At 63.9% G+C, this 26915-nt stretch carries 29 protein-coding genes and 1 pseudogene; 14 read left to right on the top strand and 16 right to left on the bottom strand.

The window, feature by feature from the left end; translation table 11 throughout:
* Positions 1 to 6 precede the first annotated feature (6 nt).
* From IVB01_RS19010 to IVB01_RS18995, 4 genes and pseudogenes are all read right to left on the bottom strand, one after another.
* Positions 7 to 828 (bottom strand): annotated as a pseudogene (locus IVB01_RS19010) (tetratricopeptide repeat protein).
* A gap of 32 nt (positions 829 to 860) precedes the next feature.
* Positions 861 to 1547, bottom strand: coding sequence for a substrate-binding domain-containing protein (locus IVB01_RS19005; RefSeq protein ID WP_247281546.1), 687 nt, complete (start codon positions 1545 to 1547; stop codon positions 861 to 863).
* An 18-nt stretch (positions 1548 to 1565) separates the two neighbouring features.
* A complete protein-coding gene (locus IVB01_RS19000) occupies positions 1566 to 2267 on the bottom strand; it encodes a GrlR family regulatory protein (RefSeq protein WP_247281547.1) in 702 nt (233 codons plus the stop codon).
* A 194-nt stretch (positions 2268 to 2461) separates the two neighbouring features.
* A complete protein-coding gene (locus IVB01_RS18995; protein ID WP_247281548.1) occupies positions 2462 to 3496 on the bottom strand; it encodes a glutamine synthetase beta-grasp domain-containing protein in 1035 nt (344 codons plus the stop codon).
* Between the two features lie 539 nt (positions 3497 to 4035).
* On the opposite strand from IVB01_RS18995, the gene IVB01_RS18990 reads away from it, so the two are divergent.
* From IVB01_RS18990 to IVB01_RS18970, 5 genes are all read left to right on the top strand, one after another.
* Positions 4036 to 4239 (top strand): DUF2735 domain-containing protein, encoded by a 204-nt coding sequence (locus IVB01_RS18990; protein ID WP_247449327.1) that lies wholly within the window; start codon positions 4036 to 4038, stop codon positions 4237 to 4239.
* Positions 4240 to 4644: 405 nt separating this feature from the next.
* On the top strand, positions 4645 to 5388 hold the full coding sequence (locus IVB01_RS18985) for a tyrosine-protein phosphatase (RefSeq protein WP_247281550.1): 744 nt from the start codon (positions 4645 to 4647) through the stop codon (positions 5386 to 5388).
* A 22-nt stretch (positions 5389 to 5410) separates the two neighbouring features.
* Complete coding sequence (locus IVB01_RS18980; protein WP_247281684.1) at positions 5411 to 6091, top strand: SDR family oxidoreductase; 681 nt, start codon at positions 5411 to 5413, stop codon at positions 6089 to 6091.
* A 111-nt stretch (positions 6092 to 6202) separates the two neighbouring features.
* Complete coding sequence (locus IVB01_RS18975) at positions 6203 to 6889, top strand: DUF2161 family putative PD-(D/E)XK-type phosphodiesterase (protein ID WP_247281551.1); 687 nt, start codon at positions 6203 to 6205, stop codon at positions 6887 to 6889.
* A 94-nt stretch (positions 6890 to 6983) separates the two neighbouring features.
* Positions 6984 to 7289 (top strand): hypothetical protein, encoded by a 306-nt coding sequence (locus IVB01_RS18970; RefSeq protein ID WP_015686575.1) that lies wholly within the window; start codon positions 6984 to 6986, stop codon positions 7287 to 7289.
* A gap of 60 nt (positions 7290 to 7349) precedes the next feature.
* On the opposite strand, the gene IVB01_RS18965 is transcribed toward IVB01_RS18970, so the two are convergent.
* Together IVB01_RS18965 and IVB01_RS18960 are read right to left on the bottom strand one after the other, a co-directional pair.
* Positions 7350 to 7955, bottom strand: coding sequence for a GNAT family N-acetyltransferase (locus IVB01_RS18965; protein WP_247281552.1), 606 nt, complete (start codon positions 7953 to 7955; stop codon positions 7350 to 7352).
* Positions 7956 to 8105: 150 nt separating this feature from the next.
* A complete protein-coding gene (locus IVB01_RS18960; RefSeq protein ID WP_247281553.1) occupies positions 8106 to 8507 on the bottom strand; it encodes a PaaI family thioesterase in 402 nt (133 codons plus the stop codon).
* Between the two features lie 118 nt (positions 8508 to 8625).
* Here IVB01_RS18960 and IVB01_RS18955 point away from each other — a divergent pair, with 118 nt between their 5' ends.
* A complete protein-coding gene (locus tag IVB01_RS18955; RefSeq protein ID WP_247494728.1) occupies positions 8626 to 9408 on the top strand; it encodes a cobalamin-binding protein in 783 nt (260 codons plus the stop codon).
* A gap of 115 nt (positions 9409 to 9523) precedes the next feature.
* Here IVB01_RS18955 and kynU read toward each other — a convergent pair whose 3' ends face one another.
* From kynU to IVB01_RS18930, 5 genes are all read right to left on the bottom strand, one after another.
* Positions 9524 to 10726 (bottom strand): kynureninase, encoded by a 1203-nt coding sequence (gene kynU, locus IVB01_RS18950; protein WP_247419917.1) that lies wholly within the window; start codon positions 10724 to 10726, stop codon positions 9524 to 9526.
* 8 nt (positions 10727 to 10734) lie between these two features.
* Positions 10735 to 11574, bottom strand: coding sequence for a tryptophan 2,3-dioxygenase (gene kynA / locus IVB01_RS18945; protein ID WP_247281555.1), 840 nt, complete (start codon positions 11572 to 11574; stop codon positions 10735 to 10737).
* Positions 11575 to 11608: 34 nt separating this feature from the next.
* On the bottom strand, positions 11609 to 12418 hold the full coding sequence (locus IVB01_RS18940; protein WP_247281556.1) for an alpha/beta hydrolase: 810 nt from the start codon (positions 12416 to 12418) through the stop codon (positions 11609 to 11611).
* Positions 12419 to 12698: 280 nt separating this feature from the next.
* Positions 12699 to 13976, bottom strand: coding sequence for an ArgE/DapE family deacylase (locus tag IVB01_RS18935; RefSeq protein ID WP_247281557.1), 1278 nt, complete (start codon positions 13974 to 13976; stop codon positions 12699 to 12701).
* 54 nt (positions 13977 to 14030) lie between these two features.
* Positions 14031 to 14756 carry a pyridoxamine 5'-phosphate oxidase family protein gene (locus IVB01_RS18930; RefSeq protein ID WP_247281558.1) on the bottom strand — a complete coding sequence of 242 codons (726 nt, stop codon included), beginning with the start codon at positions 14754 to 14756 and terminating at the stop codon, positions 14031 to 14033.
* 73 nt (positions 14757 to 14829) lie between these two features.
* Here IVB01_RS18930 and IVB01_RS18925 point away from each other — a divergent pair, with 73 nt between their 5' ends.
* Together IVB01_RS18925 and IVB01_RS18920 are read left to right on the top strand one after the other, a co-directional pair.
* Complete coding sequence (locus tag IVB01_RS18925; protein WP_247281559.1) at positions 14830 to 16296, top strand: PLP-dependent aminotransferase family protein; 1467 nt, start codon at positions 14830 to 14832, stop codon at positions 16294 to 16296.
* Positions 16297 to 16363: 67 nt separating this feature from the next.
* Entirely contained in the window at positions 16364 to 16609 is a 246-nt protein-coding gene (locus tag IVB01_RS18920) for a DUF6719 family protein (protein ID WP_247281560.1), read from the top strand.
* An 8-nt stretch (positions 16610 to 16617) separates the two neighbouring features.
* Here the strand turns inward: IVB01_RS18920 and IVB01_RS18915 are convergent, their stop codons facing one another.
* The 3 genes from IVB01_RS18915 to IVB01_RS18905 all read right to left on the bottom strand — a co-directional run bounded on the left by IVB01_RS18915 (position 16618) and on the right by IVB01_RS18905 (position 18232).
* Positions 16618 to 16980, bottom strand: a complete 363-nt coding sequence (locus IVB01_RS18915; RefSeq protein ID WP_247281561.1) for a hypothetical protein — start codon at positions 16978 to 16980, stop codon at positions 16618 to 16620.
* 35 nt (positions 16981 to 17015) lie between these two features.
* Positions 17016 to 17414 carry a hypothetical protein gene (locus tag IVB01_RS18910; RefSeq protein WP_247281562.1) on the bottom strand — a complete coding sequence of 133 codons (399 nt, stop codon included), beginning with the start codon at positions 17412 to 17414 and terminating at the stop codon, positions 17016 to 17018.
* Positions 17415 to 17683: 269 nt separating this feature from the next.
* Positions 17684 to 18232: a CreA family protein gene (locus IVB01_RS18905; protein ID WP_247281563.1), complete on the bottom strand. Its 549-nt coding sequence runs from the start codon at positions 18230 to 18232 to the stop codon at positions 17684 to 17686.
* Between the two features lie 208 nt (positions 18233 to 18440).
* Here IVB01_RS18905 and IVB01_RS18900 point away from each other — a divergent pair, with 208 nt between their 5' ends.
* From IVB01_RS18900 to IVB01_RS18875, 6 genes are all read left to right on the top strand, one after another.
* Entirely contained in the window at positions 18441 to 20042 is a 1602-nt protein-coding gene (locus tag IVB01_RS18900) for a L,D-transpeptidase (RefSeq protein ID WP_247281564.1), read from the top strand.
* Positions 20043 to 20202: 160 nt separating this feature from the next.
* Positions 20203 to 20769, top strand: a complete 567-nt coding sequence (locus IVB01_RS18895; protein WP_247281565.1) for a glutathione peroxidase — start codon at positions 20203 to 20205, stop codon at positions 20767 to 20769.
* Positions 20770 to 20931: 162 nt separating this feature from the next.
* Positions 20932 to 21951: a polysaccharide deacetylase family protein gene (locus IVB01_RS18890; RefSeq protein ID WP_247281566.1), complete on the top strand. Its 1020-nt coding sequence runs from the start codon at positions 20932 to 20934 to the stop codon at positions 21949 to 21951.
* Between the two features lie 7 nt (positions 21952 to 21958).
* Complete coding sequence (locus IVB01_RS18885) at positions 21959 to 22510, top strand: dihydrofolate reductase (RefSeq protein WP_247281567.1); 552 nt, start codon at positions 21959 to 21961, stop codon at positions 22508 to 22510.
* Between the two features lie 417 nt (positions 22511 to 22927).
* Positions 22928 to 23407, top strand: coding sequence for a hypothetical protein (locus IVB01_RS18880; protein WP_247281568.1), 480 nt, complete (start codon positions 22928 to 22930; stop codon positions 23405 to 23407).
* Positions 23408 to 23486: 79 nt separating this feature from the next.
* A complete protein-coding gene (locus IVB01_RS18875; protein ID WP_247281569.1) occupies positions 23487 to 23741 on the top strand; it encodes a hypothetical protein in 255 nt (84 codons plus the stop codon).
* A gap of 165 nt (positions 23742 to 23906) precedes the next feature.
* On the opposite strand, the gene IVB01_RS18870 is transcribed toward IVB01_RS18875, so the two are convergent.
* Positions 23907 to 24359 (bottom strand): DoxX family membrane protein, encoded by a 453-nt coding sequence (locus IVB01_RS18870; protein WP_247494727.1) that lies wholly within the window; start codon positions 24357 to 24359, stop codon positions 23907 to 23909.
* Positions 24360 to 24534: 175 nt separating this feature from the next.
* Complete coding sequence (locus IVB01_RS18865; protein WP_247281571.1) at positions 24535 to 26844, bottom strand: NADP-dependent malic enzyme; 2310 nt, start codon at positions 26842 to 26844, stop codon at positions 24535 to 24537.
* Between the last annotated feature and the right edge of the window lie 71 nt (positions 26845 to 26915).

Below are 26915 nucleotides of genomic sequence, written 5' to 3'. Positions count from 1 at the left end.
GGCGAATTAGAAGCACAGTGTGGTGACGAGCTTGCCCTGCTTGTCCTTGATCGCATAGGGACAGCGCAGCCGTTCCAGCGCCTTCTTGGCGTCATCGTCGCCGAGGGCTGCGGCGCGTTCGTAATAGGCCTTTGCGGCGTCCTTGTCCTTCGGCCCGCCGCGGCCTTCCTGGGCGAAGGCGCCCATTCGCTCCAGCGCGCCGGGATGATTTTGCGCGGCTGCCTTCTCGAACAGTGCGCGCGCAGCGACGTCGTCCCTCTCCCCGCCATTGCCGCTCGCCAGCATCAGACCGAGCTGGTACTGCGCCTCCGCATTGGTTTCGGCGGCCTTGCCCAGCAGCGCGCGCGCCTGCGCGGGATCGGCGGGCGCGCCGCCACTTGCGCTACCGAGCGCGGCGAGATTGCTGACGCCGCGGGGATTGCCGGCCTGCGCCGCCTTCTCGAACAGTTTTCGCGCTTGTGCTTCGTCCTTCGCGATCCCAGAGCCTGTCCCCTAGGCGACGCCGAGTTCGACCATCGCCGCGCTCGATCCCTTGTCGGCGGCCTTGCGCCAGGCAATGATCGCCTCGCTCGTCTGCCCGTTGGCCGCATAGGCGCGGCCGAGCGCGAACATGGCGCGGCGCGAGGAGGATGCGGCCTGCTTGCAGAACTTGATGGCCGTCCTGACGTCGGAGGAAGCGATCTCCGTCACGCCCTTCACGTCGGCCGGCTTGTCGGGATCACTGGGATCGGCCGCCACCCGGTCGCACAGCACGAGATCGGCCGACTGCGCCTGTGCCGCCAGCGGCACGGCGAGCGTCAGGAGAGTTGCGAGGAGATAAGCGCGCATGACCATTACGTTGCGTCCCCGCCCTGGCACATTCAAGGCTCGAGTCCCGATTGGCGGAGGACAGGAACGGCCTCCGGCGATGCCAGATAGCGCAGCAGCCTATCGGCAGCTTCGGCATGTGTCGCATTCGCCATGCGGCCGGCGGAGAACACCGCCGGCGTCTGCAAATCATGCGGGATCGGACCGACCACCTCGATGCCGCCGACCTGCTTCAGTTCGCTGATCTGCTGCACGGCGAGATCGGCCTCGCCATTGACGAGCCGCTCCGCCGTAAAGCCCTGCTGCACGATAATGGCTTTGGCGTTGATCTCCGGCGCGATGCCCAGCTGCTGGATCAACTGCGCAAAGTAGATTCCGCTGGCGCCAAGCCGCGAATAGGCGACGCACTGCGCGGCAAGCAGCGTCTTGCGCAGCGCGGCTTCGGTCGCGATATCGGGATGCCTCTGTCCTGCCCGGACGGCGATGCCGACATAGGAACGCGCGAGGTCAGCCGCGCTATCGGCGACCACGCGGCCCTCAGCGATCACTGCGTCGAGCCCCTCGCGGGTGAGGATGACGAGATCGGCGGCCTCGCCGTCGCGGAGCCGCTTCAGCAGCGCCTGGGTCGGCGCGAAATCGGCGTCGATGCGGACGCCCGTCGCAGTCTCATACGCAGACGACAGGCTGCGCATCGCGCCCATCAGGCCGAGCGTCGAGAGCATGCGAACGAAATTGTCCATGTGCTTATCCCGTGGCGCTCAGGCGCGGTGCATCAGCTTGAGCGCGGCGGTCAGGCGCAGGCTGCGCTTGCCGGCGAGCGCCGTGGCCTCCAGCACCGCCTCTTCCGCATGGTAGCGGCCGGAGAAACCGATGCCGACTTCGTGGCCGCCGAAGATCGGATCGTCCTTGGCCTGCGTGTGCTCCTGATTGAGGATCTGGCCCTTCCAGCGGCCGTTCGCGGCGGTGTAGCTGCCGAGATAATAGAACGCCGCATCGCCACCGAGGATGCGGCCCTGGTTGAGTAGCATCACGCCGGTGAGGCCGCCATCGAGACCGTCGAGCATGCGCAGATGAATCGAATAGAGACCATCAGTGATGCCGGCTTCGCCGACACCGCCAGCGACCGGCACCTCGTCTGCGGTGATCGGCGTCATGACCGACTGGAAGGGTACGCCTGGGAGCTCTTTCAGCTCGCCCTTGAAGCGATAGAGATTGCCGTCGGCCCAGCCCTTCGCGATCAGGGTCGCATCGTCGGTGCCGGCCATGGCGCGATAGTTCGGATCGGGGTTGTGGCGGACGGTCTTGATGACGACGTCGACGCCGCCATCAGTCTTGTCGTAGGTGCCGATATGGGCGAAGGCCGAATTGCCGCCCAGCATCTTGCCATTGCCGGCATGCATCACGCTCCGGCCGACCGCGTCGCCGAGCTGAAATCTCACCTTGTAGAAGCCTTCAAACACCAGCCGTGTCCCCGGCCCTGCGCATCCGGGCGCACTCTCCCGCATTCCAACGCAATCGACAAGCTTGACGCAGGAAGCGGCGGGCAGGCCACAGGAACAGCTGTCATCAGAATGCAGAAATCCGCCGGAGCCCTGCAGCTCCGGCGGATTTGAGACCAACCCGGGTCAGCCCCCAGCCCTGGGGCGGAACGATCTTACGCCGCGGCCTTCTTGCCGGTCGGCACGGATGAGATCGTCTTCAGGATCTGCGAAGCGATCTGGTAGGGGTCGCCTTGCGAATTCGGACGACGGTCTTCCAGATAGCCCTTGTAGCCGTTGTTGACGAAGGAGTGCGGAACGCGGATCGAGGCGCCGCGGTCGGCCACGCCGTAGCTGAACTTGTTCCAGGGCGCGGTCTCGTGCTTGCCGGTGAGACGCTTGTCGTTGTCCGGGCCGTAGACGGCGATGTGGTCCATCAGGTTCTTCTCGAACGCCGCCATCAGCGCTTCGAAATACTCCTTGCCGCCGACTTCGCGCATATAGGCGGTCGAGAAGTTGGCGTGCATGCCCGAGCCATTCCAGTCGGTGTCGCCGAGCGGCTTGCAGTGGAACTCGATGTCGATGCCGTACTTCTCGGTCAGACGCAGCATCAGGTAGCGGGCCATCCACATCTGGTCGGCAGCGGTCTTGGAGCCCTTGCCGAAGATCTGGAATTCCCACTGCCCCTTGGCGACTTCCGCGTTGATGCCTTCATGGTTGATTCCGGCAGCGAGGCAGAGGTCGAGATGCTCTTCGACGATCTTGCGGGCGACGTCGCCCACGTTCGAGTAGCCGACGCCGGTGTAATACGGACCCTGCGGGGCCGGATAGCCCGAGGACGGGAAGCCGAGCGGACGACCGTCCTTGTAGAAGAAGTACTCCTGCTCGAAGCCGAACCAGGCGCCGGGATCGTCGAGGATGGTGGCGCGCTTGTTCGACGGATGGGGGGTCTTGCCATCGGGCATCATGACTTCGCACATCACGAGCACGCCGTTGGTGCGCGCGGCGTCCGGGAAGACGGCGACCGGCTTCAGCACGCAATCGGAGCTATGACCTTCGGCCTGCTGGGTCGAGGAGCCATCGAAGCCCCAGAGCGGAAGCTGCTCGAGCGTCGGGAACGACGCGAATTCCTTGATCTGAGTTTTGCCGCGCAAATTCGGAGTCGGCGTATATCCGTCGAGCCAGATGTACTCGAGCTTGTACTTGGTCATTGAGCCTCTCTGTAGATGATGCGAAAGGTTGGGGGCCCTGGGGTCCCCGCACGTTTGTACCCGGCCACCATCGGCCGGCCCCCTACAAGCATTTTACGTGCCAAAAGGCTGCACTGCGGGAGGTTTTCCAGCGCGGTCGGCATCGGCCCGGAGCTGACCGGACAGCCCCAACAATATGCGTCATAGCCGCGCACCTTAGCGTGAAGCTGCACCGCAAAAATCCCGCCAAAAGCGCCCGATTCTGAAGCAGGCGCGACAATGCTGAACGCCGCCGATGAAACGCGCATCAATGCCCAGCAACTTTCGTAAAGTCCTAGAGCACTGCCTAGCAACCTTTGGAATAGCCCAGCCGTTGGTCAGCGAGCCCGTGCCTTAGGAGATGCAACAGAGCATCTGCCTACAAATTGGGCGGCAACTGATTTCCTTTTCAGCACTTTCCAATTCGGAGCGCGCCGCCGATATGGAGATTTCAGTAACCACAATCGAACGAGTCGGGCGCACCATGGAGGCCAAGGCGCTTTGACCAAGGAGAAATCGCAATGATGAACAATGGTCTAAGTCACGGAACTGCGAAGATCTACCAATTCCCTGCCGGGGGCCGCGCAGCTCTTGGGGGACGCCGCTATGGCGAGACCCGTCTTCCCGCCGATCATGCTTCGCCCCCCTCCAACGTCTCGATCTGCAGCGACAGCTGGTATCACCAGGACGCGGTGGACGAAGCCAAGCCGAAATGGGATCGCTGATGATACCGTCGCGCTCCCGCAAACGCCGGCGGCAGTTCAAAAATGGGTCGAAGCCACGGTGTTTCGGCCCTTTTTGATTCCTGCAGATACAATGCCGTTCAGATCACCGCGCAGGCGTGAGCGGCCGCTTCAGATGTTGATCGTGGTGGCCCGGTCCTGCCGATCGCCAGCGTGATCCCAGCTTCGAATAGCGGGCGCCCGAGACCGTCATAGAGTCAGATGATGAACTGCGTACCATCGGTACAGCGATAGGTCTGCGCATCGGCCGGCCGGGTGTCGAAACTTCCGGCCGACAGCATGGTGATGGCCAAAACAATGGCCTTGTGCCGACCCATGATCGCCCTCTGTAATGGACGTTAAGGACGCCGCAGCGCGCCCGGTGGAACCATAACCCAAGCTGATCTCATGTCCGACTCCCCTGCCCGCCACCTCGCCCTGCAAGGCGCCAGCAATTTTCGCGATCTCGGCGGCTATCCGACCACCGACGGCCGCATCACGCGCTGGCGGCAGATCTTCCGCTCCAACCATCTCGGCCACCTCACCGCAGCCGACATCGAGATCGTCCGAGCGCTGGGGGTGCAAAGCGCCTTCGATTTCCGTGGGCTGGAGGAGCGCGCCGGCGGCGTCTGCATCGTGAACGAAATCACCGTGCACTCACTGCCGATCGAGCCGACCGTCGTCGCTGCGCTGCGCGCCGAGCTCGCTCGGGGCACGCTGACGGCACCGGTCGCGCTGGAGATCATGCGCGAATCCTATCGCAACTACGTTCGCCACAACACGCACAGCTTTCGCAACCTGTTCGGCCATCTCCTGGAAGATCGCGCGCCGCTCGTGATCCACTGCACGGCGGGCAAGGACCGCACCGGGTTTGCGAGCGCGCTGATCCTGCATGCCCTCGGTGTACCCGATGACGTCATTGCCGAGGACTACCTGCTCACCAATCAGCACTACAAGCGCGATGCGACAGCTGCGATCGATCTGCCAGAGGACGTACGCAATGCCATCGGCAGCGTCGAAGCCTCTTACCTTGCTGCGGCGTTCGAAGCCGTCGGACAGGAATATGGCGATATCGAAACCTATTTACGCGACGGGCTCAAGCTCGGCGCGGCCGAACGGACTGCACTGAAGGCGCGTTATCTGCAATCGTAGGCGGCGTGCCGGGAGATCGATGATGCAAGGCAAGGTTCTGATCGTGACCGGCGCGCGCGGCGTGCTCGGCAAGGTCGTTGCGGAGATTGCGCAGTCGCGCGGCGCGCGCACAGCCCGCATCGATCACGCGGCTTCACAAGGCTCCGCAACGCCTGAAAGCATCGAGATCGGCGGCGTCGACCTGTCCGACGCGACGCAGGCGAAGACGGCGATCGAGGCGGCGGCAAAGCACTTCGGCAAGCTCGATGCGCTGATCAACATCGCCGGCGGCTTCGCCTTCGAAACCGTCGGCGACGGCGATGTTGCGACCTGGCAACGCATGCATGCGCTGAATGTCCTGACCGCGCTCAACACCTCGCGCGCGGCGCTGCCGCATCTCGCCGCCTCCAAGGCCGGCCGCATCGTCAACATCGGCGCGATGGGCGCGCTCCAGGCAGGCTCCGGCATGGGCCCCTATGCGGCCTCGAAAGCAGGCGTGCATCGCCTCACCGAGGCACTCGCCAACGAGTTGAAAGGCAAGGTCACCGTGAATGCGGTGCTGCCGTCGATCATCGACACCAAGTCCAACCGTGCCGACATGCCGAAAGCCGACTTCTCCAAATGGGTGACGCCGCAGGAGCTCGCCGAAGTTATCCTGTTTCTCGCCAGCGATGCCGCGAGCGGCGTCACCGGCGCGCTGATTCCGGTGGGTGGGCGGGTGTAGGCGGATCGCGTTCCGAGTCTCTGCCAGACGGCAATGATTCAATCGGAGCCGAGAAGGCTCTAAACTGCCTGCACTGATTCTCCGATCGGACGTCACACACGGAACTTGTCTTTGGAAACCGCGCTCTATCTGCCCGTCAAACGCTTCCTCGAAGAGCTCGGCTTCACCGTGAAGGGGGAGATCGGCGGCTGCGATCTCGTGGGCCTCAGCGCCGGCGATCCACCTGTCGTGGTCATCGGCGAGCTCAAGCTCGCCTTCAATCTCGAGCTGATCCTTCAAGCGGTCGACCGCGCGCCGGCCGGCGACGAGATCTGGATCGCCGCCAGAATGTCGGCCCGCGGCAAAGGGCGTGAGAGCGATGCGCGCTATCGCAATCTGTGCCGCCGGCTCGGCTTCGGCATGCTCGGGGTCACCGATCGCGGCCAGGTCGAGGTGCTGGTGAAGCCGCCGACGGCGGCGCCGCGCCGCGAGCCGAAGATTCGCTCGCGGCTCGTCGCAGAACATCAGCGCCGGCAGGGCGATCCCGTGCTCGGCGGCAGCACTCGTGCCCCGATCATGACGGCCTACCGGCAGCAGGCGCTGGCCTGCGCCTCCGCCCTCGCCGAAGGCCCCCGGCGAGTGAGCGAGTTGCGCGAACGCTGTCCCGATGCCGGCAAGATCTTGCTTAACAATGTGTATGGCTGGTTCGCACGTGCTGAACGGGGAATCTACGGGCTCACCGAAGCGGGGCACGCGGCACTGAAACGCTGGCCACAGCAAGGGATTGAACTCGGTGCAGGTGTCGCGTCACCGCCCTGACACCCGACCGGTGCATAGCTGAGATGCCACACCGATTCCATATTGCAATGCAACATTAGCGGCACTAGGTATCCCGGCATCAAACGAGGCCGTTATGAGCGCAGACTGGAATACCAAATATGGCACGCGGCGCGTGCGTCACGATCCGCCCACCCTGGACGAGGCGATCTTCGCCGCCGTCGGCATCACCGACGACCAGGAGCAGCAGGCCGAGATCGCAGCAGCGCTGATGGGCATGCCGCTCGATGTCGTGCAGGCCGAGGTCAAGAAGCAGGCCCGCACCAACAGCCGCATCACCGCAACCCGCGTGATCGCCGGCGAACAGGGCGCGCAACGCTCCGTGGTGGTCGAGCGCCGCGTCGTCCGCCGTTTCGGCAACGACAAGCGCACCGGCACCTGAGCGCTCATTTCGTTGCCCAGACTACGAAAGCGGACCGGCCCTGCCGGTCCGCTTTCTGTCTTATGCGGCGCGACTGCCGTAGATGCTGGAGATGATCTTCCAGCAGGTCGAGTTGAAGCTGAGCAAGGCCCGGCCGGCTGTGAAGGGCGAAGCCGCGAGATCGGCAAGCTCGGCCTCGGTTGTCTTGGTGAGGTCGATCGTCCCGGTCGATTCGCCGTGGCGGAAAGCCAGATGCGCACCGAACTTCCTGGCGAGCGCCCGCATGGCGTGGTTCTCGGCGCCGGTGGTGATGCGCAGGCGCTTATAGCCCTTCCAGCGCGCTTCCGCGATCAGACGGCGGAACAGTACGGTGCCGACGCCCTGGCGGCGAGCGGAAGCCTCCACGCTGAAGGCGACCTCAGGCAGCGAATCATCCTCCGGCGGATGCAGCTCGGCCGCACCGCGGACCATGCCATCGACAATGTAGGCGACGATCACAGTGCCGTCATCGGCGCAGCGGGCGGCATAACGCTCGATGAAGCTGTCGTCGAGAAAACCGTTGAAACGGTCGTGCCGGCTTGCGGGATCCAGTCTCAGCAGATGGTCGCGCAGGAGCGGCAATTCTTCCTGCTGGATCAAGGTCCGTACATAGCCCGGAGCGGTGCGGACGGTCTCTTCAAGTACCACGTCAAAACTCCTCTTGGTGTCCCTCGAGGAGGCGTTCGAATCCCTAGGCCGCCTATATTGTGCATCGCAACAAGCTTTTCAAGATGCGAGCGTGCCCAAGTAAGTGGCACCGGACGCGACCATTTCGTTAACAAAATCAAGGACCCTCATTCATACGAGGATGAGCTGCGTCTGGGTCACAATGGCCACAAGCTTGCCGTCCTCGGTTTCCAGCCGGGTGGTCCAGACCTGGGTCCGCCGGCCTCGGTGGACCGGGGTGGCGGTCGCGATCACCGTGGTTCCCTCTTTGGCCCCACCGATGAAGTTGGTCTTGCTTTCCAGCGTCGTGGTGCCTTTGGCGTCGTCCGGCAGGTTGATCACGGTCGCAGCCGCACCGACGGAATCCGCCAGCGCCATCACCGCGCCGCCATGGATGGTGTGATGAAGCGTGCAGAGGTCGGGCCTGACCGTCATCCGCGCCACCACGCGGTCCTTCTCGGCCTCGACGAACTCGACGCCTTTGAGCTCGGCGAACGGCATCTTCATGACTTTAAGTTTCTCGAGCGGCGTCATCGGATCTCCTTCCAATTCCTTGTTGTCTCAACGTGAATTGCTTCGTGCGGCAAAGCAATGACATCCAAGGTAATGGGCGGGCTGACATCGGCGCCGACATTGTGCATAGGCTGCTCGCATGCGCCACTTCCCCCCGCACCGCATCGTCTGCCTGACCGAGGAGACGGTCGAAACACTCTACCTGCTCGGCGAGCAGGACCGCATCGTCGGCGTCTCCGGATATGCCGTGCGCCCGCCCCAGGTGCGACGGGAGAAGCCACGGGTGTCGGCGTTCGTCTCGGCCGACATCCCAAAGATCCTGGCGCTGGAGCCAGAGCTGGTGCTGGCCTTCTCCGATCTGCAGGCCGGCATCGTCGCAGATCTCGTCCTGGCCGGTGTCAACGTCCACGTCTTCAACCAGCGTGACGTCGCCGGAATCTTGGCGATGGTCCGCACGCTTGGTGCGCTTGTCGGTGCGGCCGAGCGCGCGGAGAACCTCGCGCAAGGTTTTGAGCGACGCCTCGCCGCGATCGCGGCAACGCCCCGGCCCTCGGTCCGGCCAAGAGTCTATTTCGAGGAGTGGGACGATCCGCTGATCTCGGGCATCGGTTGGGTCTCCGAGTTGATCGAAATCGCCGGCGGCGGGGATGTGTTCCCGGAGTTGCGATCGCGGCAGGCGGCGAAGGACCGCATCGTGTCGGCGGAGATGGTGCGCGAGGCAGCGCCCGATGTGATCCTCGCGTCGTGGTGCGGCAAGAAGGTTGTCCCTGCCCGTATCCGCACGCGCGAAGGCTGGGGTGAGATTCCGGCGGTGCGCAACAGCCGCATCGTGGAAATCAAGTCGCCGATCATCTTGCAGCCGGGACCGGCAGCGCTGACGGATGGGCTCGATGCGGTCGTGATGGCATTGTGGGGGACGTGATCCCTCCGCCGTCATTGCGAGCGAAGCGAAGCAATCCAGGCTGCCTCTGTGGAGGGATTCTGGATTGCTTCGTCGCACGGGCTTCTCGCAATGACGCCTGTGGAGGCGTCTTTCCTCACGTCACCGCATTGACGACCTGATACTCCGGCCGGCGCCACACCTCGCCTACGATCACCTCCTCGATGATCTCGGCGGCTCCGACGATCTCATCCTCACCGATATAAAGCGGCGTGATCCCGAACCTCATGATCTCAGGCGCGCGGAAATCACCGATGACGCCGCGGGCAATCAGCGCCTGCATGGCGGCGTAGCCGCCGTCGAAGGCAAAGGAGACTTGCGAGCCGCGGCGCTCATGCGCGCGCGGGGTCACCAGCTTCAGAGACGGGCAGCGACGCTCGACTTCGGCGATCAGGAGATCACCGAGCGCCAACGAACGCGCACGGACCTCACGGATGTCGATCCGATCCCAGATGTCGAGTGAGGCCTCCAGCGCCGCCATCGCCAGCACTGGCGGCGTTCCGACACGCATGCGCTCGACGCCGCCGGCCGCCGCATAGGCAAGCTCGAACGCAAACGGTTTGGCATGGCCCATCCATCCCGACAGAGCGGCGCGGGCATTGTCGGCGTGGCGCGGCGCAACGTAGAGAAAGGCCGGCGCACCGGGGCCGGCGTTGAGATATTTGTAAGTGCAGCCCGCAGCAAAATCGGCGCCGCAGCCGGAGAGATCGACGGGCAGCGCGCCGGCGGAATGGGCGAGATCCCAGACGGTGACGATGCCGAGCGCACGCGCTTTCGCGGTGAGCTTCGCCATGTCATGGCGGCGGCCGGTGCGGTAGTCGACCTCGGTGACATAGAGGACCACGACCTCCTCGGACAGCGCGGCCTCGATCTCTTCCGGCGCCACCAGACGCAATCGATGGCCGCGCCCAAGCGTTTCGATCAGGCCCTCGGCCATGTAGAGGTCGGTCGGGAAATTGCCGGTGTCCGACAGGATTACCTTGCGCGACGCGTTCATATCGAGCGCAGCCGCGAGTGCCTGGTAGACCTTGAGCGAGAGCGTGTCTCCGACCATCACGGAGCCGGCTTCGGCGCCGATCAGTCGCGCAATGCGATCGCCGACATGACGCGGTTGGGCATACCAGCCTGCGGTGTTCCAGGCACGGATCAGCTCATTGCCCCATTCGGCCGTGATGACGCGATTGACGCGCTCGGCAACGCCGAGCGGCAGCGCGCCGAGCGAATTGCCGTCGAGATAGATCACACCGTCGGGCAGATGGAACAAAGCCTTGGTGTCGTCGTAGACGCGTAGCTTGGTCATGGCCATTTCTACAAAATCGTACGCACGCGCCAGAGCTCGGGGAATAGCTCGATCTCCAGCATCCGTTTGAGATAGCTGACGCCGCCGGTACCACCTGTGCCGCGCTTGAAGCCGATCACGCGCTCGACCGTTGTCACGTGGTTGAAGCGCCAGCGGCGGAAATAGTCCTCGAAATCGACCAGCTTCTCGGCGAGCTCATAGAGCGTCCAGTGCGTCTCCGGCGCTTCGTAGACGATACGCCAGGCCTGGAGCACGCCTTCGTTGAAACTGTGGGTTTCGCGGACGTCGCGGGCCAGCACGGCCGCAGGCATCTTGAGCCCGTTGCGGTCAACAAGCCGCAGCACCTGGTCATATAGGCTTGGGGTCGCGAGCTCGGCTTCGAGCAGCTTCGTCGTCTCCGCATCGTGCGCGTGCGGCTTGAGCATGGCGTGGTTGCGGTTGCCGAGCAAGAATTCGATCAGCCTGTATTGTCGCGACTGGAAGCCCGAGGACTGCCCGAGCTGCGAGCGGAAGCGCGTATACTCGCTCGGCGTCATCGTCCGCAACACGTCCCAGGCGCCATTGAGCTGCTCGAAGATGCGCGACACCCGCGCCAGCATCTTCATCGCGGGCTGCACCTCGTCCCTGGCGATGGCGCGGCGGGCGGCGCTGAGCTCGTGGATGGCAAGGCGCATCCACAGCTCCGTGGTCTGATGCTGGATGATGAACAGCATCTCGTCATGCGCTTCCGAGAGCGGATGCTGCGCGCCGAGAATCGCGTCCAGCGCCAGGTAGTCGCCGTAGGACATGCGCCGGGCGAAATCCGTCTCGGCGCCTTCGCTTGCAGGATCGTAATCGCTGGACGTCATGATAGGTCCTCTCGATCCATCTTCCCTCGCCTCGTCAGTCGAGGCCGATCAGACGCGCGGTGATCGGCGACGACGGATCCTTAAGCCCGTCGATCACGGTAAAATGGTTGAGCCCGGGATCGATGACGAGGTGCGTCGGCACGTCGAAACCGGTCCAGACGTTGGCCATCAGGTCGGATTGGCGGATGAATTCAGGGCGCTCGTTGCCGCCGACCCAGGCCGTCACAGGCGACTGCCCCCGCGGCAGATGCAGCGCCGCGCTCTCGAGCGTCGCCTCCTGCATGGTCATGCGCAGGGTCTCGTTCATCCTTGTCTTCAAGAGCGGCCGCAGATCGTGCAGGCCGCTGATCGAGAGCGTGCCGGCAATACGGTCGTAGACGGCGGGCTCGAGCCGGCTGTCGTCGCACAGCATGCGCGTGACCAGATGGCCGCCGGCGGAATGGCCGGCGAGCCGGATCGGCCCTGCCACCAGCGAGGCCGCCTTAGCGACCGCGGCGGTGATCTCGGCAGTGATGTCGGAGATGCGCGCGGCCGGTGTCAGCGTGTAGCTCGGCAGCGCCACGGCCCAGCCATGATGCCTTGCGCCTTCGGCAAGATCGGTCCAGGCTGACTTGTCGAAGCGCATCCAGTAGCCGCCATGCACGAACACGACGAGGCCCTTGCTGTCGCCCTCGGGCAGGATCAGGTCGAGGCGCTGCCGCTCACCGGCGCCGTAGGCGACGTCGGGACGAAAATCCCTCAACCCCGCACGGTAAGCCGCCGCCCGCTCCGCCCACAGTGCCGGCATTTTGTCCGCGCCGGGGATACGGGCCGAATTGGCATAAGCATCATCCCAATCGCGCATCGTGATTTCCTCGGCGGACTTAAGGCCTCTGCGACGGAGGCCAGTCTGCCACTGGCAGGGCCGCCATCCTAGTCTTTGTTTTAAGCTTAAAGGATTGATCCGCGCCTGTGCCTCGGACAGCGGATCGCACCGGCAAGGTATGTCCTTTGCCCTGAGGAGCCGCCGTCACATTCCAGGACTGCGAGCGCCGTGAAGCGAATCCAGAATCTCTCGCGGCGGCAGTCTGGATTGCTTCGTCGCTTCGCTCCTCGCTGACGGCAGAGAGGGCAAGCGCGGTTGCTTACGCCTTCTCCACTCCGCACCACTCCGCGATGAACAGCGCCATTGCCTTGGTGGTCTTCTTCAGCGACTCCAGCTCGACAAACTCGTTGAAGCCGTGCATTTCGCCGCCGCTCGCGCCGAAGCACAGGCTCGGGATGCCATGATTGAGGCCGTAGAAGCGGGTATCGGTGAGTGCGGTGAAGACGAGGTCCTCGACTGCGCCACCGTAGACCTTATTGAAGGCCTTGCCGAACGCGGCCTCGGGTGCGGCGGCGTCAGTCAGTTCATACCCCTCCGACAGGAAGCCCGACCATTCGATCTCCGGCGGGTTGTTGGCGAGGAAGCGGTGGTTGCGCGCAGCGGCCGCGACGCATGCCAAAATCTCCTTCTGGTGCTCGGCGATCGACCAGCCCGGCAACACGGCAATCCGGCAGTCGACGTCGCACCAGGCCGGCACGCTGGAGGCCCAATCGCCGCCCTTGATGATGCCGGGATTGAAATTGATGGGATGGTTGAGCGTCCTGAAGTGACGATCGGCTTTGGCGCGCTCGTTCCATTCGATCTCGAGTTTTTGCAGGGCCTGGATCAAATGATAGGCCGCCATGATTGCGTTCGCGCCGGAACCGGCGAAGGCAACGTGGGTCGGATGGCCCTTCACGCGCAGGCGAAACCAGATCACGCCAACCTGAGAGCGCACCATCTTGCCGCCGGTCGGCTCCGGAATGAAACAGGCATCGGCGCGGTAGCCGCGCTGAAGCGTCGAGAGCGCGCCGACGCCCGTGCTCTCCTCCTCGATCACGGACTGGAAGTGGATCCGGGCCGTAGGCTTCAAGCCCGCGGCTTTGATCGCATCCAGCGCGTAGAGCGCACCGATCGTGCCCGACTTCATGTCGCAGGCACCCCGGCCAAACATCTTGCCGTCCTTGATGACGGGCGAGAACGGCGGCGTATCCCACAATTCCAGCGGACCTGCCGGCACCACGTCGCAATGCCCCTGGAGGATCAGCGATTTTCCAACGTTCGTTTGCGGACGGTAGGTGCCAACCACCGAACGCGCTTTCGAAAAATCATGCTCGATCGGGCCAAAACCGCGCAGATCCTTGAGGTCGTCGATATTGATGTGCCAGTCGTCGATCTCATAGCCGCGTTCGCGCAGGAGGTCGCCGATCATGTCCTGGCACGGTCCCTCCGCCCCGCGGGTCGAGGGGATCGCGACGAAATCGCGGGTGGTCGCAAGCTGGGCTTCGAAGCCGGCGTCGACGGCGTCAAGAATCCTCTGCTGCGTCTCGGCATTCATCAGGCAACTCCAATCGGGCGTTCAGATCATCGATGGAGCGCAAGCTAGCCGATTTCAGCCGTTCGGGTACTCTACAAAATAAGCATCCCGCAATGCATCTTCGAGCAGCCGGCCTTCGAAGTAGCCATTCAATGTCGCAGGCCGGGTGACGCCATCGAGCAGACGCGGACACGGCTCGGGCGCGCCGAGCACCGTGCGCACCGGGATGCGCTCGGCATAGATCGGGAGTTCGTAGTCCTCATCGTCATCGGCCACGCCCTTGGCACGGATCTTGGCCGAGGCCTCCTCGATCTCCATCGCGATGAAGGAGGTCGCCTTGGTCTCCTGCGCGGTGCTCTGACGCAGGCCCGCGGTGCGGCCCGGGAAGAAGCGGTCGACCATCGCGATCACCGCGCGCTCTTTCTCCTCGTGGTCGGTGACGAGGTAGGCGGTGCCGAACGCCATCACCGCCCGGTAATCGGCGGAGTGATTGAAGCCGCAGCGCGCCAGCACGAGACTGTCGAGATGAGCGACCGTCAGGCAGACGCGCTCGCCCCTGGTCTGGTTGCGCAGCATGCGGCTGGCGCTGCTCCCATGCCAGTACAGCTTCGTTCCTTCGCGCCAGAAGAAGGTCGGCGTGCAATAGGGCTGACCGTCGATCACATAGGACACGTGGCATAGCATCGAGGAGTCCAGGATGCGGTGAACGGTCGCGTGATCGTAGAAGCCGCGGTCGTGACGGCGCTTCACCTGGTTGCGCGCTGACGTCGGATAGGAGTCTGAGTTTTCAACCCGGCTCACGGCCGCACCTCCGAGATTGGAACAATTCGGAAGAGTTGTAGCCGTGGATTTGGTCTGCGATAGTGCCAATTCCATGCGAAAAATTCCGACCAATTCTCCCTCGCCGGCCAAGGCCGAGTTGCCGCTCGACCTCACCGGTCCGCACGTCACGGCCGGCGCCTCCGCGGCGCACCGGCTCTACCAGGCGCTGTGCGAGATGATCGTCTCCGGTCTCGTCAGGCCCGGCGAGCCATTGCCGCCCTCACGGACACTGGCGCAGCAGACCGGCTTCCGCCGCAACGCCGTCGTCACTGCCTATGAGCGGCTGATCGCCGACGGTTTTGCCGAGGCAGCCGTCGGCTCCGGCACCTTCGTCGCCGCGCGCATCCCTGCACGAGCAGCCGAGGCGAACAAACCCAAGGCGGTTGTCGAAGCGCCGCAGCATGGCGCGTTCGCGCTCGGCTGCACCCATATCGACGAGCGCGCCGTGCAGCGCTTCCGCGCCTTCGTGGGCCGTCGCATGCGCGCATTCGGATCCGAGCATCTGCATTATGGCGATCCCCGCGGCAGTCGCGAGCTGCGTGCGGCAATCGCCGATCACCTGCTCTCGGCGCGAGGGCTGCGCTGCGACCCCGATCAGATCATGCTCACGTCCGGCACGCTGCATGCGCTGCGCATCGTGCTGAGCGCGATCCTCAAGCCGGGCGACCAGGTCTGGTGCGAGGACCCCGGCTATCCGATCGCGCGCCAGACGATCGGACATTGCGGATATCGCACCGTACCCATTCCGGTCGACGCGTACGGGCTGCACGTGGCCAAAGGTCGTTCGGCGGCACCGTCTGCGCGCGCGGCCTATGTCACGCCGTCGCACCAGTTTCCGCTGGGCGTCCAGATGTCGATGCCACGGCGGCTCGAACTGCTGGACTGGGCAAAGCAGGCCGGTGCCTTCGTGTTGGAGGACGATTACGACAGCGAGTTCCGCTATGACGGCGCGCCGCTGATGTCGCTCGCCGGCATCGATCACCTCCAGCGCGTGATCTACCTGGGCACCTTCGCCAAGACCTTGTTTCCGGGCCTGCGCATCGGCTATTGCGCGCTGCCCGAGCGCCTGATCGCGGACGTGACGGCTGCACGGGCTGCGCTCGACCGCTTTCCCGGCACGCTGATGGAAGGCGCGGTGGCCGACATGCTCAATTCCGGCGCCTTCGCCGCGAACCTGAAGCGGGTGCGCAAGCTCTATCGCGAGGCGCGTGATGCGCTGGCGGAGACATTGGAAGCGAAATCGGACGGGGCGCTATCCGTGCCGGTGCCGTCGCAAGGGTTGCATCTTGTCGCACGGTTCAATCCCCCGGTCGATCCGTCGCGCGCGGCCGAGGCCAAGCGGGCGGCCGGCGCGGAAGGTTGGCTCCTGGCCGACACCTATTCACTCGCGCGTCCCCTGCCCGGTTTCGTGCTTGGATTTTCAGGGCATACGGTTCCGCAACTGATGGCCTCTGCCGAACGGCTGGCGCGCGAGTCGCGCGCTATCTTGTGCGCGAGGAGCTCAGCCCGGCAGGCGTAACGAAGCTTCACCTATCAGAATCGCCTCCGGCTCCCTAGATTGCGGCATCGACGCCGGACTTCAAATCATGCTGCTACACCGCGCGACCTGCCTTTCGCTCCTGATGTCCCTCGCGCTCGCCTCCACGGCGCGCGCAACAATGGTCGGCCGCGAACAGGACATCGTGGATCTCAAGCTCGGCCAGCGCGTGCAAGTGGATGACGGAACTTGCCCCGCCGGACAGGTCAAGGAAGTGCGCGGCGCGCGGATGACCGACAAAGGCGTTTCACGGACCAGCACCTGCGTGCCACGATACGGTCCGAAAACCAAATAATCTGAACGTCACTTCGCCGGATCGAACATGCACTGCAAGGTCGGCTTGGCGATTTTGGTGAAGGTCGGGCCGATTTCGCCTTGCTTGGACGTCGGCACCCAGTCGGTCTCGATCGTCGGCACGCCGGTCTCGCTGATGCCGCGCAGCAGCGCCTCACGCAAGTCGCGGTCCTCGACAACGGCAGCGGCATGGTCGTGCAGGCAACCGCAGACCTCCTCCGGGTGCTCCCAGCGCCCGAGCATGCGCGGCGCACACTGACGCACGAATTCGGCACGGGAATCCGGCAGCCTGGAGGGAGCACGCACCTGCGCCGCAGCGGCGCTGAGCGTCAGAACGGACATGAACGCTGCGGCGCAGAAACGAGCAATCATGATGGCCTTTTGCCGGCAATTTTTCTTGTTGGCGATCAGAAGCGCGTGGCGACCACGATCGGCTGCGGTGCCGTGATCGTCAGTGGCGAACCGGTGTACTGGAAGGTGCCGACACCGGGAAGACTGCCATCGGGCGAGCCCGCGAACGAGGAACCGGCAAGCACGAAGCCGAAGGCAAGGATGAAGCTGAGCGCGCGCATGGTCTTGTCTCCGAATCGGTGGCCGGCGGTGCCGTCGTTGTGAAGCTGATAACCATGGGTGGTTTCGTGCGTGATGCGCCAAAAGCGGAAAATGGTTTCATCTTTCGTGAGAATTGTTTCGTCGTGTCCGGCACGACGAAACATTCGCCGGAAAATGCCAATCTTTTCAGGGGGGCGCGCCACGGCCCAAAGTAGCCTGACAAATTCCCGCTCGAGCTCGGAACGCGCCTCCACGCGGTCGGGGACGCTTCAGCTGCGACCTCCATCGAAATCGCGACTCCGGGATCACCGGGCGCGTTCACGTGAGGGACGCCATCATGATGGCGGCAGATCGCGCTCGACGCGCGAGACGGACCAGCGGATGGGCCGCGGAGACAACGACCCGTTCGCAACAGCGCGACGTCAGCTGGCGAAATGGCGCTGCAAGCCAAGCGCGACCTTGAAGCCGCGCCGCAGACATTCGCGCCGCTGACTGGCTCGCATCTTGCAGGACCTCGCAGTCGTCAGTGAGTGAAGAACTCACCGCACTTCTGGACGCTTGCGTCCGCTGGTCCCCACGGCATGATCGGCACGGTCGACGTCGAGTTCTTTGGTGAGCCCTCGATCAGCTTGTCCGAATAGACCATGTAGACCAGCACGTTGCGCTTGGCGTCACAGCCGCGCACGATCTGCATCTTCTTGAAGAACAGTGAGCGGCGCTGGCGGAACATGTCGTCACCTTGCTCCATCTTGTTCTTGAACTTGATCGGGCCGACCTGGCGACAGGCCAGCGAGATGTCCGAGACCTCCTCGGCAAGGCCGAGCCAGCCCTTGAAGCCGCCCTTCTCCGGCACCGTGAAGTGACAGGCGACGCCCTCGACCTCGGGGTCGTCGAGGCCGTAAGTCGCGAGCTTGTCGTTCGGGCTCATCCATTTGAATACAGTCGAGCGGCGGAAGATCAGATCGGGCTCGTCGGCAGCAAGGGCGGGCGCCGCCCAAATCGTCAGAGCCAGGAGGAATAAAGCGAGGCCCTTCAAACGGATGCCGAAAAGACCGTGGAAACGAGATGACATGAAGTTCTCCGGTAACAAGTCCCCGCAATGTAGGCATCAGGCGGCCGGTCAGGAAGACGAGCGGCCAGTCGGCACGGCCGCCGTTTACCGCTCTGTGAGGCTTTTTTGCTACGCGTTGAACAAAAGTAACTGACGGCAGAACCACCTTGAGGGTGAACGCGTATCCCCTTTGCGAGACTAACGTCTGATTTGGATTATGGATTCGAGGATGAACAGCGTGAACGGGTCCGGTTTTGCTGCCAAGCCAACGCGAATTTGGCAAATCGCCATTTTGACGGCGGCGGGTGCGATCGGGACGGCAAGCCAGGCTGACGCAGCGTTTTATTATTGGACGGATTATTCCGACGGGTCCTATTACGCCCGGCAGGATCGGCCTCCCGAAATACCGCGCCAGAAGCCGCCGAAGCGCGGCACGGCGGGCAAGAAGGAGATCGTCGCCGAGAAAGAAGCCGGCACCAAGCCACAAGGACCGCTCGTCATCGTCGTCTCGATCGACCGGCAGAAGGTGACGGTCTACGACAGCAAGGGCGTGTTCGCGGAATCCCCGGTGTCGACAGGCATGAAGGGCCATTCGACGCCGATGGGTGTGTTCAGCGTCATCCAGAAGCACAAATTCCACCATTCCAACATCTACAGCGGCGCCCCGATGCCGTACATGCAGCGGATCACCTGGTCTGGCGTCGCCATGCATGCCGGCGTGCTGCCGGGCTATCCGGCCTCGCATGGCTGCATCCGCATGCCGATGGCGTTCGCGGTGAAGATGTGGAACTGGACCAGGATGGGCGCGCGCGTGATCGTCGCGCCCGGCCAGATGTCGCCGCAAAGCTTTTCGCATCCGCTGCTCGCCTCGGTGCGCGTAGCGCCGCAGCCCGCCGCCAGCCTCGCGCCGCAGATCAACACCAGCGACAATGCCGATAAGGGCGGGGCGCAAACCAAAGTCAACGAAGCCAGGCCGGCCGAGACGAAGACCGCGAGCGCAGACAGCGTGCTCGAGCTGCGCGCCTCCGTCGGCCACACCGTGATGTCGGATGTGACCACCGGCAATGCGCCCGCCCGCGAGGAAGCGGCTGCGCTCGCCGACAAGATCACGACCGAGATCGCCGAGGCATCTGACGCGGCCAAGCCGCAGTCCGAAAAAACCGCCAAGCCCGCGAACATGGACGCGAAGCCGATTGAGGCCGCGGAAGCGCCCAAGGCTTCGACAGTGACCGACGACAAGAGCGCTGCCAAGACCGAAGCTGCCGATTCCCGGAAGAAGCCTGATGCTCCGGCACTCGCCACCTCGGCCGACGTGGAGAAGGACGAGACCCGCGTTGCCGATCCGGCACCTGCGGCGAAGCCGGACGCGCCGCGGCGGGCCGGCCAGATCGCCGTCTTCATCAGCCGCAAGGATTCCAAGCTCTACGTGCGACAGAACTTTGCGCCGTTGTTCGAGGTGCCCGTCGCGATCGCCCCGAGCGACCGGCCCCTCGGTACACACGTCTTCACAGCCGAAGTCGATAAGACCGATTCCAACGCGCTGCGTTGGTCGGTGGTGTCGCTGCCGATCTCGGTCCGCGCCGCTGCGCGCGATGACGACGGACGCGTGTCACGCCGCCAGCGTGGCGCTGCCGTGGTTCCCGTTGCCGCAAAGCCGGTCGTCACACCGGACAGCCCGACTGAAGCCCTCGACCGCATCTCAATTCCGGCCGACACCATGGCGAAGATCAACGAGATGCTGACATCAGGTGGCTCGATCATCGTGTCCGACCAGGGCATCAACCAGGGGGAGACCGGCGAAGGCACGGACTTCATCGTCCGCCTTTACTAGCGCCTTCACTAGAGAGCGTTTTGAGCGAAGTGGATACCGCTTCGCGCAAAGCAAACGCGCCAAACGTCTAGCGCCTCGCCGCGACCGATAACGCGGTGTTGACGAGTGAGGTTGCAGCGGCGAAGTAACATGCACCCCGGATCATTTCGGGGACGGCGTCATGATGAACCGCAGGACCATGCTCGCCGCGCTTGCAGGCGCACTCGTGCCAATGAAGCGCGCGTTTGCCGACGGCGGCATGAGCCGGATCTCGGCCTATGCCTTCTCCTTCCCCGCGTTGTCCGGCGAGGACATCCGCCTTGCCGCGTACACCGGCAAGCCGCTGCTGGTGGTGAACACCGCTTCGCTCTGCGGCTACACCCCGCAATATGCAGGCCTCCAGGAGCTCTGGGACGAGTTTCGCGAGCGCGGGCTCACCGTGATCGGCGTGCCTTCCAACGATTTCGGTGGCCAGGAGCCCGGCGGCGCCAGCGAAATCTCCGAGACGGCGCACCACCAATACGGCGTTTCCTTCCCGATCACAGCCAAGTCCGTTGTGATCGGATCGAAAGCGCACCCCTTCTACAAATGGGCCGCCGACGCACGGCCGCGAGAGGTTCCGAAGTGGAACTTCCACAAATATCTGATCGGCCGTGACGGCTATATCGCCGAGGTCTTTGCGTCCGCCGTCGCGCCGACCGATACGCGGGTCAAAACGGCCATTGCCAAGGCGCTGGCCGACAGTTGACGCGAGTTGCGCCCCATCCGGTTGGGCACAATTGTGGCGGGGCATCAAACAGCCGTTGCAATGGCGAGGGCCCACCCTCTAGGCTAGGATGGTTTGGGGCAGGACGGTTTGCCGCAGAAAAAGCCGCGGCGGAACAACGGGATCAATCTCGAGGACAACACCATGCGTGTGGCGGCAGGACTGATTTTGGCAAGCGCGATGTCTCTGGGCATGACCGGCGCGGCATGGTCGCAGACCGCCGCAAAACCCGCGGCCACCACCCAAGGAGCACCGGCGATACCAGCAGCTTCCGCGCCGGCGGCTGCGCCGGCACCCGCTCCCGCAGTAGCTGCCGCGCCAGCGGGCTTCGTTAACCCGCCGCCACCGAAACAGGCGCCGCAGCCGGCGCGTGCAGCCTGCAGCACGCCGGGCGCGCTCGGTGTCGCCCGCACCGTCGAGATCGACACCACCGGCGGCCCCGGCTTCGGCTTCGAGCATTTCAAGGAGCTCGACTTCCTGCGCGACCACGAGGTGGTGCTGACCTTCGACGACGGCCCCTGGCCCAAGAACACGCCCGCCGTGCTGAAGGCACTCGCCGACGAGTGCACCACCGGCATCTTCTTCTCCATCGGCAAGCACGCGACCTACGAGCCGGAGATCCTGAAGCAGGTCTATGCGGCCGGCCATACCGTGGGCAGCCACACCTGGTCGCATGCCAACCTCAACAACAAGAAGCTCAACGAAGCGCAGCGCAAGGAAGAGATCGAGAAGGGCCTATCCGCGGTGAAATGGGCGCTCGGCGGCATCTCGCCTTCGCCTTTCTTCCGCTTCCCGGCGCTCCAGCATCCGCCGGAGATGGTCACCTATCTCGGCAACCGCAACATCGGAATTTTCTCCTGCGACATCGATTCGTTCGACTTCAAAGCCTCCAAGCCTGAGAAGGTGGTCGAGACCGTGATGAAGAAGCTCGACACCAAGGGCAAGGGCATCATCCTGATGCACGACTTCCAGAAGCACACGGCGGAGGCCCTGCCCGAGCTGCTCAAGCGCCTGAAGGCGGGCGGCTACAAGGTGGTAGCGATGCGCGCCAAATTCCCGGCATCGACGCTGCCCGAATACGACCAGGAGCTGCTCAAGGACGTCAAGCTGCCGACGGTGAGCCAGCGCCCGGTCAATTCCGTGGTGACGACCGTTTCCGAATAGACGGCCATTGTCTTTTCGCATCGAAGGCTACGTCATCGTCTCGGCGGACGGCATGCTCGCTGACGCCGCGCATGTGATGCCGGACAGTCTGAAGTTCGAAGGCGACAAGCTGTTCTTCGAGCAGGCGCTCGATCGCGCCGCGCTGATCGTGCACGGCCGCAACTCGCACGAGCAGCAGCCGAACTCGCCGAAGCGCAAGCGACTGATCCTGACCCGCAAGATCAGGGCGCTGACCGTCGACCCTGAAATGCCGAACGCGACATTGTGGAATCCGGGTCACGCCAGCTTCGCGGAAGCTTGCGCCTTCGCCAACGTCGCATCCGGCACGGTCGCGATCATCGGCGGCCCGATGGTGTTCGACATGTTCATGGACCGCTACGACACGTTCTGGCTGTCCGAGGCGCCGCATGTGCGACTGCCCGGCGGCGAAGGCTGTTTTGGCGGCGTGCCCCAGCGGACGCCGCACGAGGTGCTCGCCTCGCACGGAATGAAGCCCAGCGCGCCGTATCTGCTCGACGCGGCACATGATGTCGCCGTCACGCCGTGGCGGCGGGGATAGCGCAAGATCAAGGTGCGCATCGCCGCCAGTCCGCTGTGAGCCGCCGAAGCCAGCCGCCCGTCCTCAGGCAACGTCAATCGCCGCGGCCCGTGCCCCGTCGTCGCGCACGCTCCCGCGTCCCCGGCAGGTCCGGCGATGGCTCAATGTGCCGAGAGTTTCAACAATCCCGAAATCGGCCTGCGCGGCAGATTCTCGTGCGCCAGTTGGAGTCAGAGAGAGCAGTGCCGAAGGGAGACGGTGCGGCGGAGTTACGACGTTCCTCATCCCGAGCCTGTTTAATGCGGCGTGAACCGGCGAGGCCAAAACTCCTTCCCACACGAGCGAAAAATTAGAGCTTCTCTGTTATGCAGATCGCATGTGGCGACTTCATTCCGCTTTCTGGCATACGCCCGGCCCCTCATTAAGGACAAAGAGACCATGAGTTCGATTTTTGCCTCCCTCTCCTGCCGCAAGTTTCTCGGCGCTATCGCGGTCCTGGTCTCGCTGACCTTTCTGTCAGTGATGTCGCCGTCATCGGCCTACGCGATCGACCTGCCGACCGACGACGAGCAGGACGTGCTGGTCCGCACGACGCTGATGACCTTCAACGACGCCAACATCACCGGGAACTACTCGGTCCTGCTTGCCAAGGGCTCGAGGCAGTTCCAGGAACAAATGACGCCCGAGAAGCTGGCGGCCGCGTTCGAATCCTTCCGCAGCAAGAAGCTGTTCTTCGAAGGGATCGTCACCGACGATTACGAAGCACAGCAGAAACCCAAGCTCGATTCGGAAGGTGCGCTCGTTCTCGCCGGCGAGTTCAAGAACGACGAGGTCCGGGTCAAGTACAGGCTGCGTTTTGCCCAGAACGACAATGCCTGGAAGATCATCGGCATCGACGTCGATGCCAAGAAACCCTGACAAGAAACCCCGACAAGAAGCCGAGACGGGGAATCCTGAGCCAGCGAGCCGGCGCGGCTGCCAAGAGGAGGCTGCTTCCATGTCGACAAGCGATACTCCATCGACACCCAAACCCTTTTGGCGCCGTGGCCTCGCCGGCTTTCTCGACTTCCTGACGGTGTTCTTCGTCGGCGGCTATTCCATCGGCGCCGCCACCGGCGAGACGACGAAGGACGGTTTCAGCCTGCACGGCGCATCTGCTCTTGTGCTGTTTGCCCTGATCACCCTGTACTTCTATCTTGGCTGGAAGGTGCTGGGTGGCACGTTCTGGCAGCGCATCCTTGGGGCGCGTTAGAGCATGATCCGGAAAAGTGCGAAGCGGTTTTCCGAAAAAAATAATGCTTAAACGACAACCTAAGCGCGGCGATGACTCATCCCAATCTCATCACGCTTTTAGGTGCGGGTTGGCGTCAGCGTAATCCACCCTACAGCACCGCGCGGAGCGGCGGTCATACCCTGCCTACACGTCCCCGTAGGCCGCTTCGGCCGGACGTGTGGTTCGGCCGTAGCCGATGATCATGCACAGTCCGCCGATGATCGACAGGTTCTTCAGCGCGTCGATCACCACCTTGGCGTTGTCGGGCGGCGCCTGGTTCCAGAAGTCATCGAACAGCACGGTCGCGACCGCAATGTAGATGATCAGCAGCATCGCGAAGAATCGCGCGCCGAAATTCAACGCAATCATCAGCCCGGCGATGACCTCAAGTCCTCCGACCGCGATCGCCAGCAATTGCGGCGTCGTCATGGCGGTAGCGGTCTCGACCTGCTTGGCGTAAGGCGCAATCATATCGGGCACCATGATCTTGGTGGCGATGAAGTCCGCCGTCGCCTGAATGGCGAACAGCTTGGACGCGCCCGTGTAGATGAACAGTACGGCGAACAGGATCCGCCCGAAAGTCACGAACGCTGGCATGATCGGCCTCTTGGCAAGAGCGCTAAGCACGGGATGCGCGAGGATTATGCAGAGTCCGCTTGCGGTTTTCAAACAGGGAAATGGAGAGCTGCGAGGAATTCAAAATAAGCCGCGCGACCGGTGCCCCTTCTCCCCTTGTCGGAGAAAGATGTGCATCTTTCGCGCAGATCGACCCTTACGTAAACAACGTCGGCTGCTGCCTCGCGGCGCGCTCCTGCGCTTCGACCACCGCGACCGCCGTCATGTTAAGGATGCCACGTGCGGTCACCGAGGGCGTGAGGATATGCGCCGGCCGTGCCGGGCCGATCAGGATCGGGCCGACCGGGAGCGCGTCCGCCAGCGACTTGATCATCTGGTAGGCGACGTTGGCGGTATCCAGGCTTGGCATGATCAGGATGTTGGCCTCGCCCTCGAGCTTGGAGTGCGGCAGCACCATTTTCCGCGCAGCAGCTGAAAGCGCGGTGTCGCCCTGCATCTCGCCGTCGGCCTCGATCTCGGGATGCTTCTCCTTCAGAAGCTGGGTCGCCCGGCGCATCTTGCGCGAGGAGTCGGTATCGTAACTGCCGAAATCCGAATGCGAGACGAAGGCGATCTTCGGCTTGATGTTGAAACGCTGTACGTGGACCGCCGCGAGCGAAGCGATCTCGGCAAGCTCTTCCGCGCTCGGATTTGGGCGTACCTGCGTATCCGCGATAAAAAATGCGCCCTTGCTGGTGATCAGCAGTGCCAGCGCGGCGTAGTCGCTGACGCCGGCTGAGAAGCCGATGATCTCGCGGACATGGCGCAGATGACTCATATAGCGACCCTCGACGCCGCAGAGCATGGCGTCGGCCTCCCCGCGCACCACCGCAAGTGCCGCGATCACCGTGTTATTGGTGCGCACCACCGTGCGCGCTGCGTCGGGCGTCACACCGCGGCGGCCGGCGACCTCGACATAGGACTGCACATAGGAACGGTAGCGTGGATCGTCCTCAGGATTGATGAGGTCGAAATCCTTGCCGGCCTTGATCGACAGGCCGAACCGCTTGATGCGTGCCTCCACCACCGAGGGGCGGCCGACCAGGATCGGCCGCGCCAGCTTCTCCTCCAGCACCACCTGGGTGGCGCGCAGCACACGCTCGTCCTCGCCCTCGGCGTAGATCACGCGCACCGGCTGAGTCTTGGCCTTGGCGAACATCGGCTTCATGACGAGGCCGGAGCGGAAGGCGAAGCGCTCGAGCAACGCGGTGTATTCATCGAAATTGATGATGGGCCGCGTTGCGACGCCCGATTGCATCGCCGCCTTCGCCACCGCCGGCGCGATCCGCAAGATTAACCGCGGATCGAACGGGCTCGGGATCAGGGAGCCCGGGCCAAAACCCTGCGTCTCGCCGGTGTCAAAACCCTGCGCGACTGCATCCGACGGCGCCTCGCGCGCGAGCTGCGCGATCGCCTCGACTGCGGCGTGCTTCATCTCCTCGTTGATGGCGCTGGCGCCGACGTCGAGCGCGCCGCGGAAGATGAAGGGAAAGCACAGGACGTTGTTGACCTGGTTCGGATAGTCGGAGCGGCCGGTGCAGATCATGGCGTCGGGGCGCACCTTGCGCGCCTCCTCCGGCATGATCTCCGGCACGGGATTGGCGAGCGCCATGATCAACGGCTTGTCGGCCATCGCCTCGGCCATCTCCGGCTTGAGCACGCCGGGCGCGGACAGGCCGATGAAGATGTCCGCGCCGCCGATGACGTCGGCGAGCGTGCGCTTGTCGGTCTTCTGCGCATAGACCGCCTTCCAGCGGTCCATCGAGGTGTTGCGGCCCTCGTGCACGAGGCCGTCGATGTCGCAGACCCAGATGTTCTTGCGCTGCGCTCCCATCGACACCAGGAGATTCAGCGTCGCGATTGCCGCGGCCCCTGCTCCCGAGGCCACGATCTTGACGTCGGACAGTTTCTTGCCGTTCAACCTGAGGCCGTTGGTGATGGCGGCAGCGACGATGATGGCGGTGCCGTGCTGGTCGTCATGGAAGACCGGGATCTTCATGCGCTCCTTCAAGCGCGCTTCGATCTCGAAGCATTCCGGCCCGCGGATGTCTTCCAGATTGATGCCGCCGAAGGTTGGCTCGAGCGCCGCCACGGTCTCGACCACGCGGTCGATGGTGTCGGCGGCGATCTCGATGTCGAACACGTCGATGCCGGCGAATTTCTTGAACAGGACCGCCTTGCCCTCCATCACCGGCTTGGAGGCCAGCGGGCCGATATTGCCGAGGCCGAGCACGGCGGTGCCGTTCGAGACAACGGCGACCAGATTGGCGCGGGTGGTGAGCGAGGCGGCCTCGGCGGGATTCTTGGCGATCTCGGTGCAGGCGGCGGCGACGCCCGGAGAATAGGCCAGCGCGAGATCGCGCTGGTTGGCAAGCGGCTTGCTCGCCTGGATCTCAAGCTTTCCGGGCCGCGGCAGACGGTGATAGGCGAGCGCCGCCTGGTGGAGATCATCAGAATAGGACGACATGCGGTGTCTCGCCTCGCGTTACCGGCCTCAAAATGCATCACCGGGAGCGGCCGCCCAATGCGGACGTTATT

Origin of the sequence: Bradyrhizobium sp. 164, from assembly GCF_023073715.1 — a bacterium.
GTDB lineage: Bacteria > Pseudomonadota > Alphaproteobacteria > Rhizobiales > Xanthobacteraceae > Bradyrhizobium.
This window is presented reverse-complemented; position numbering and strand designations above follow the sequence as displayed.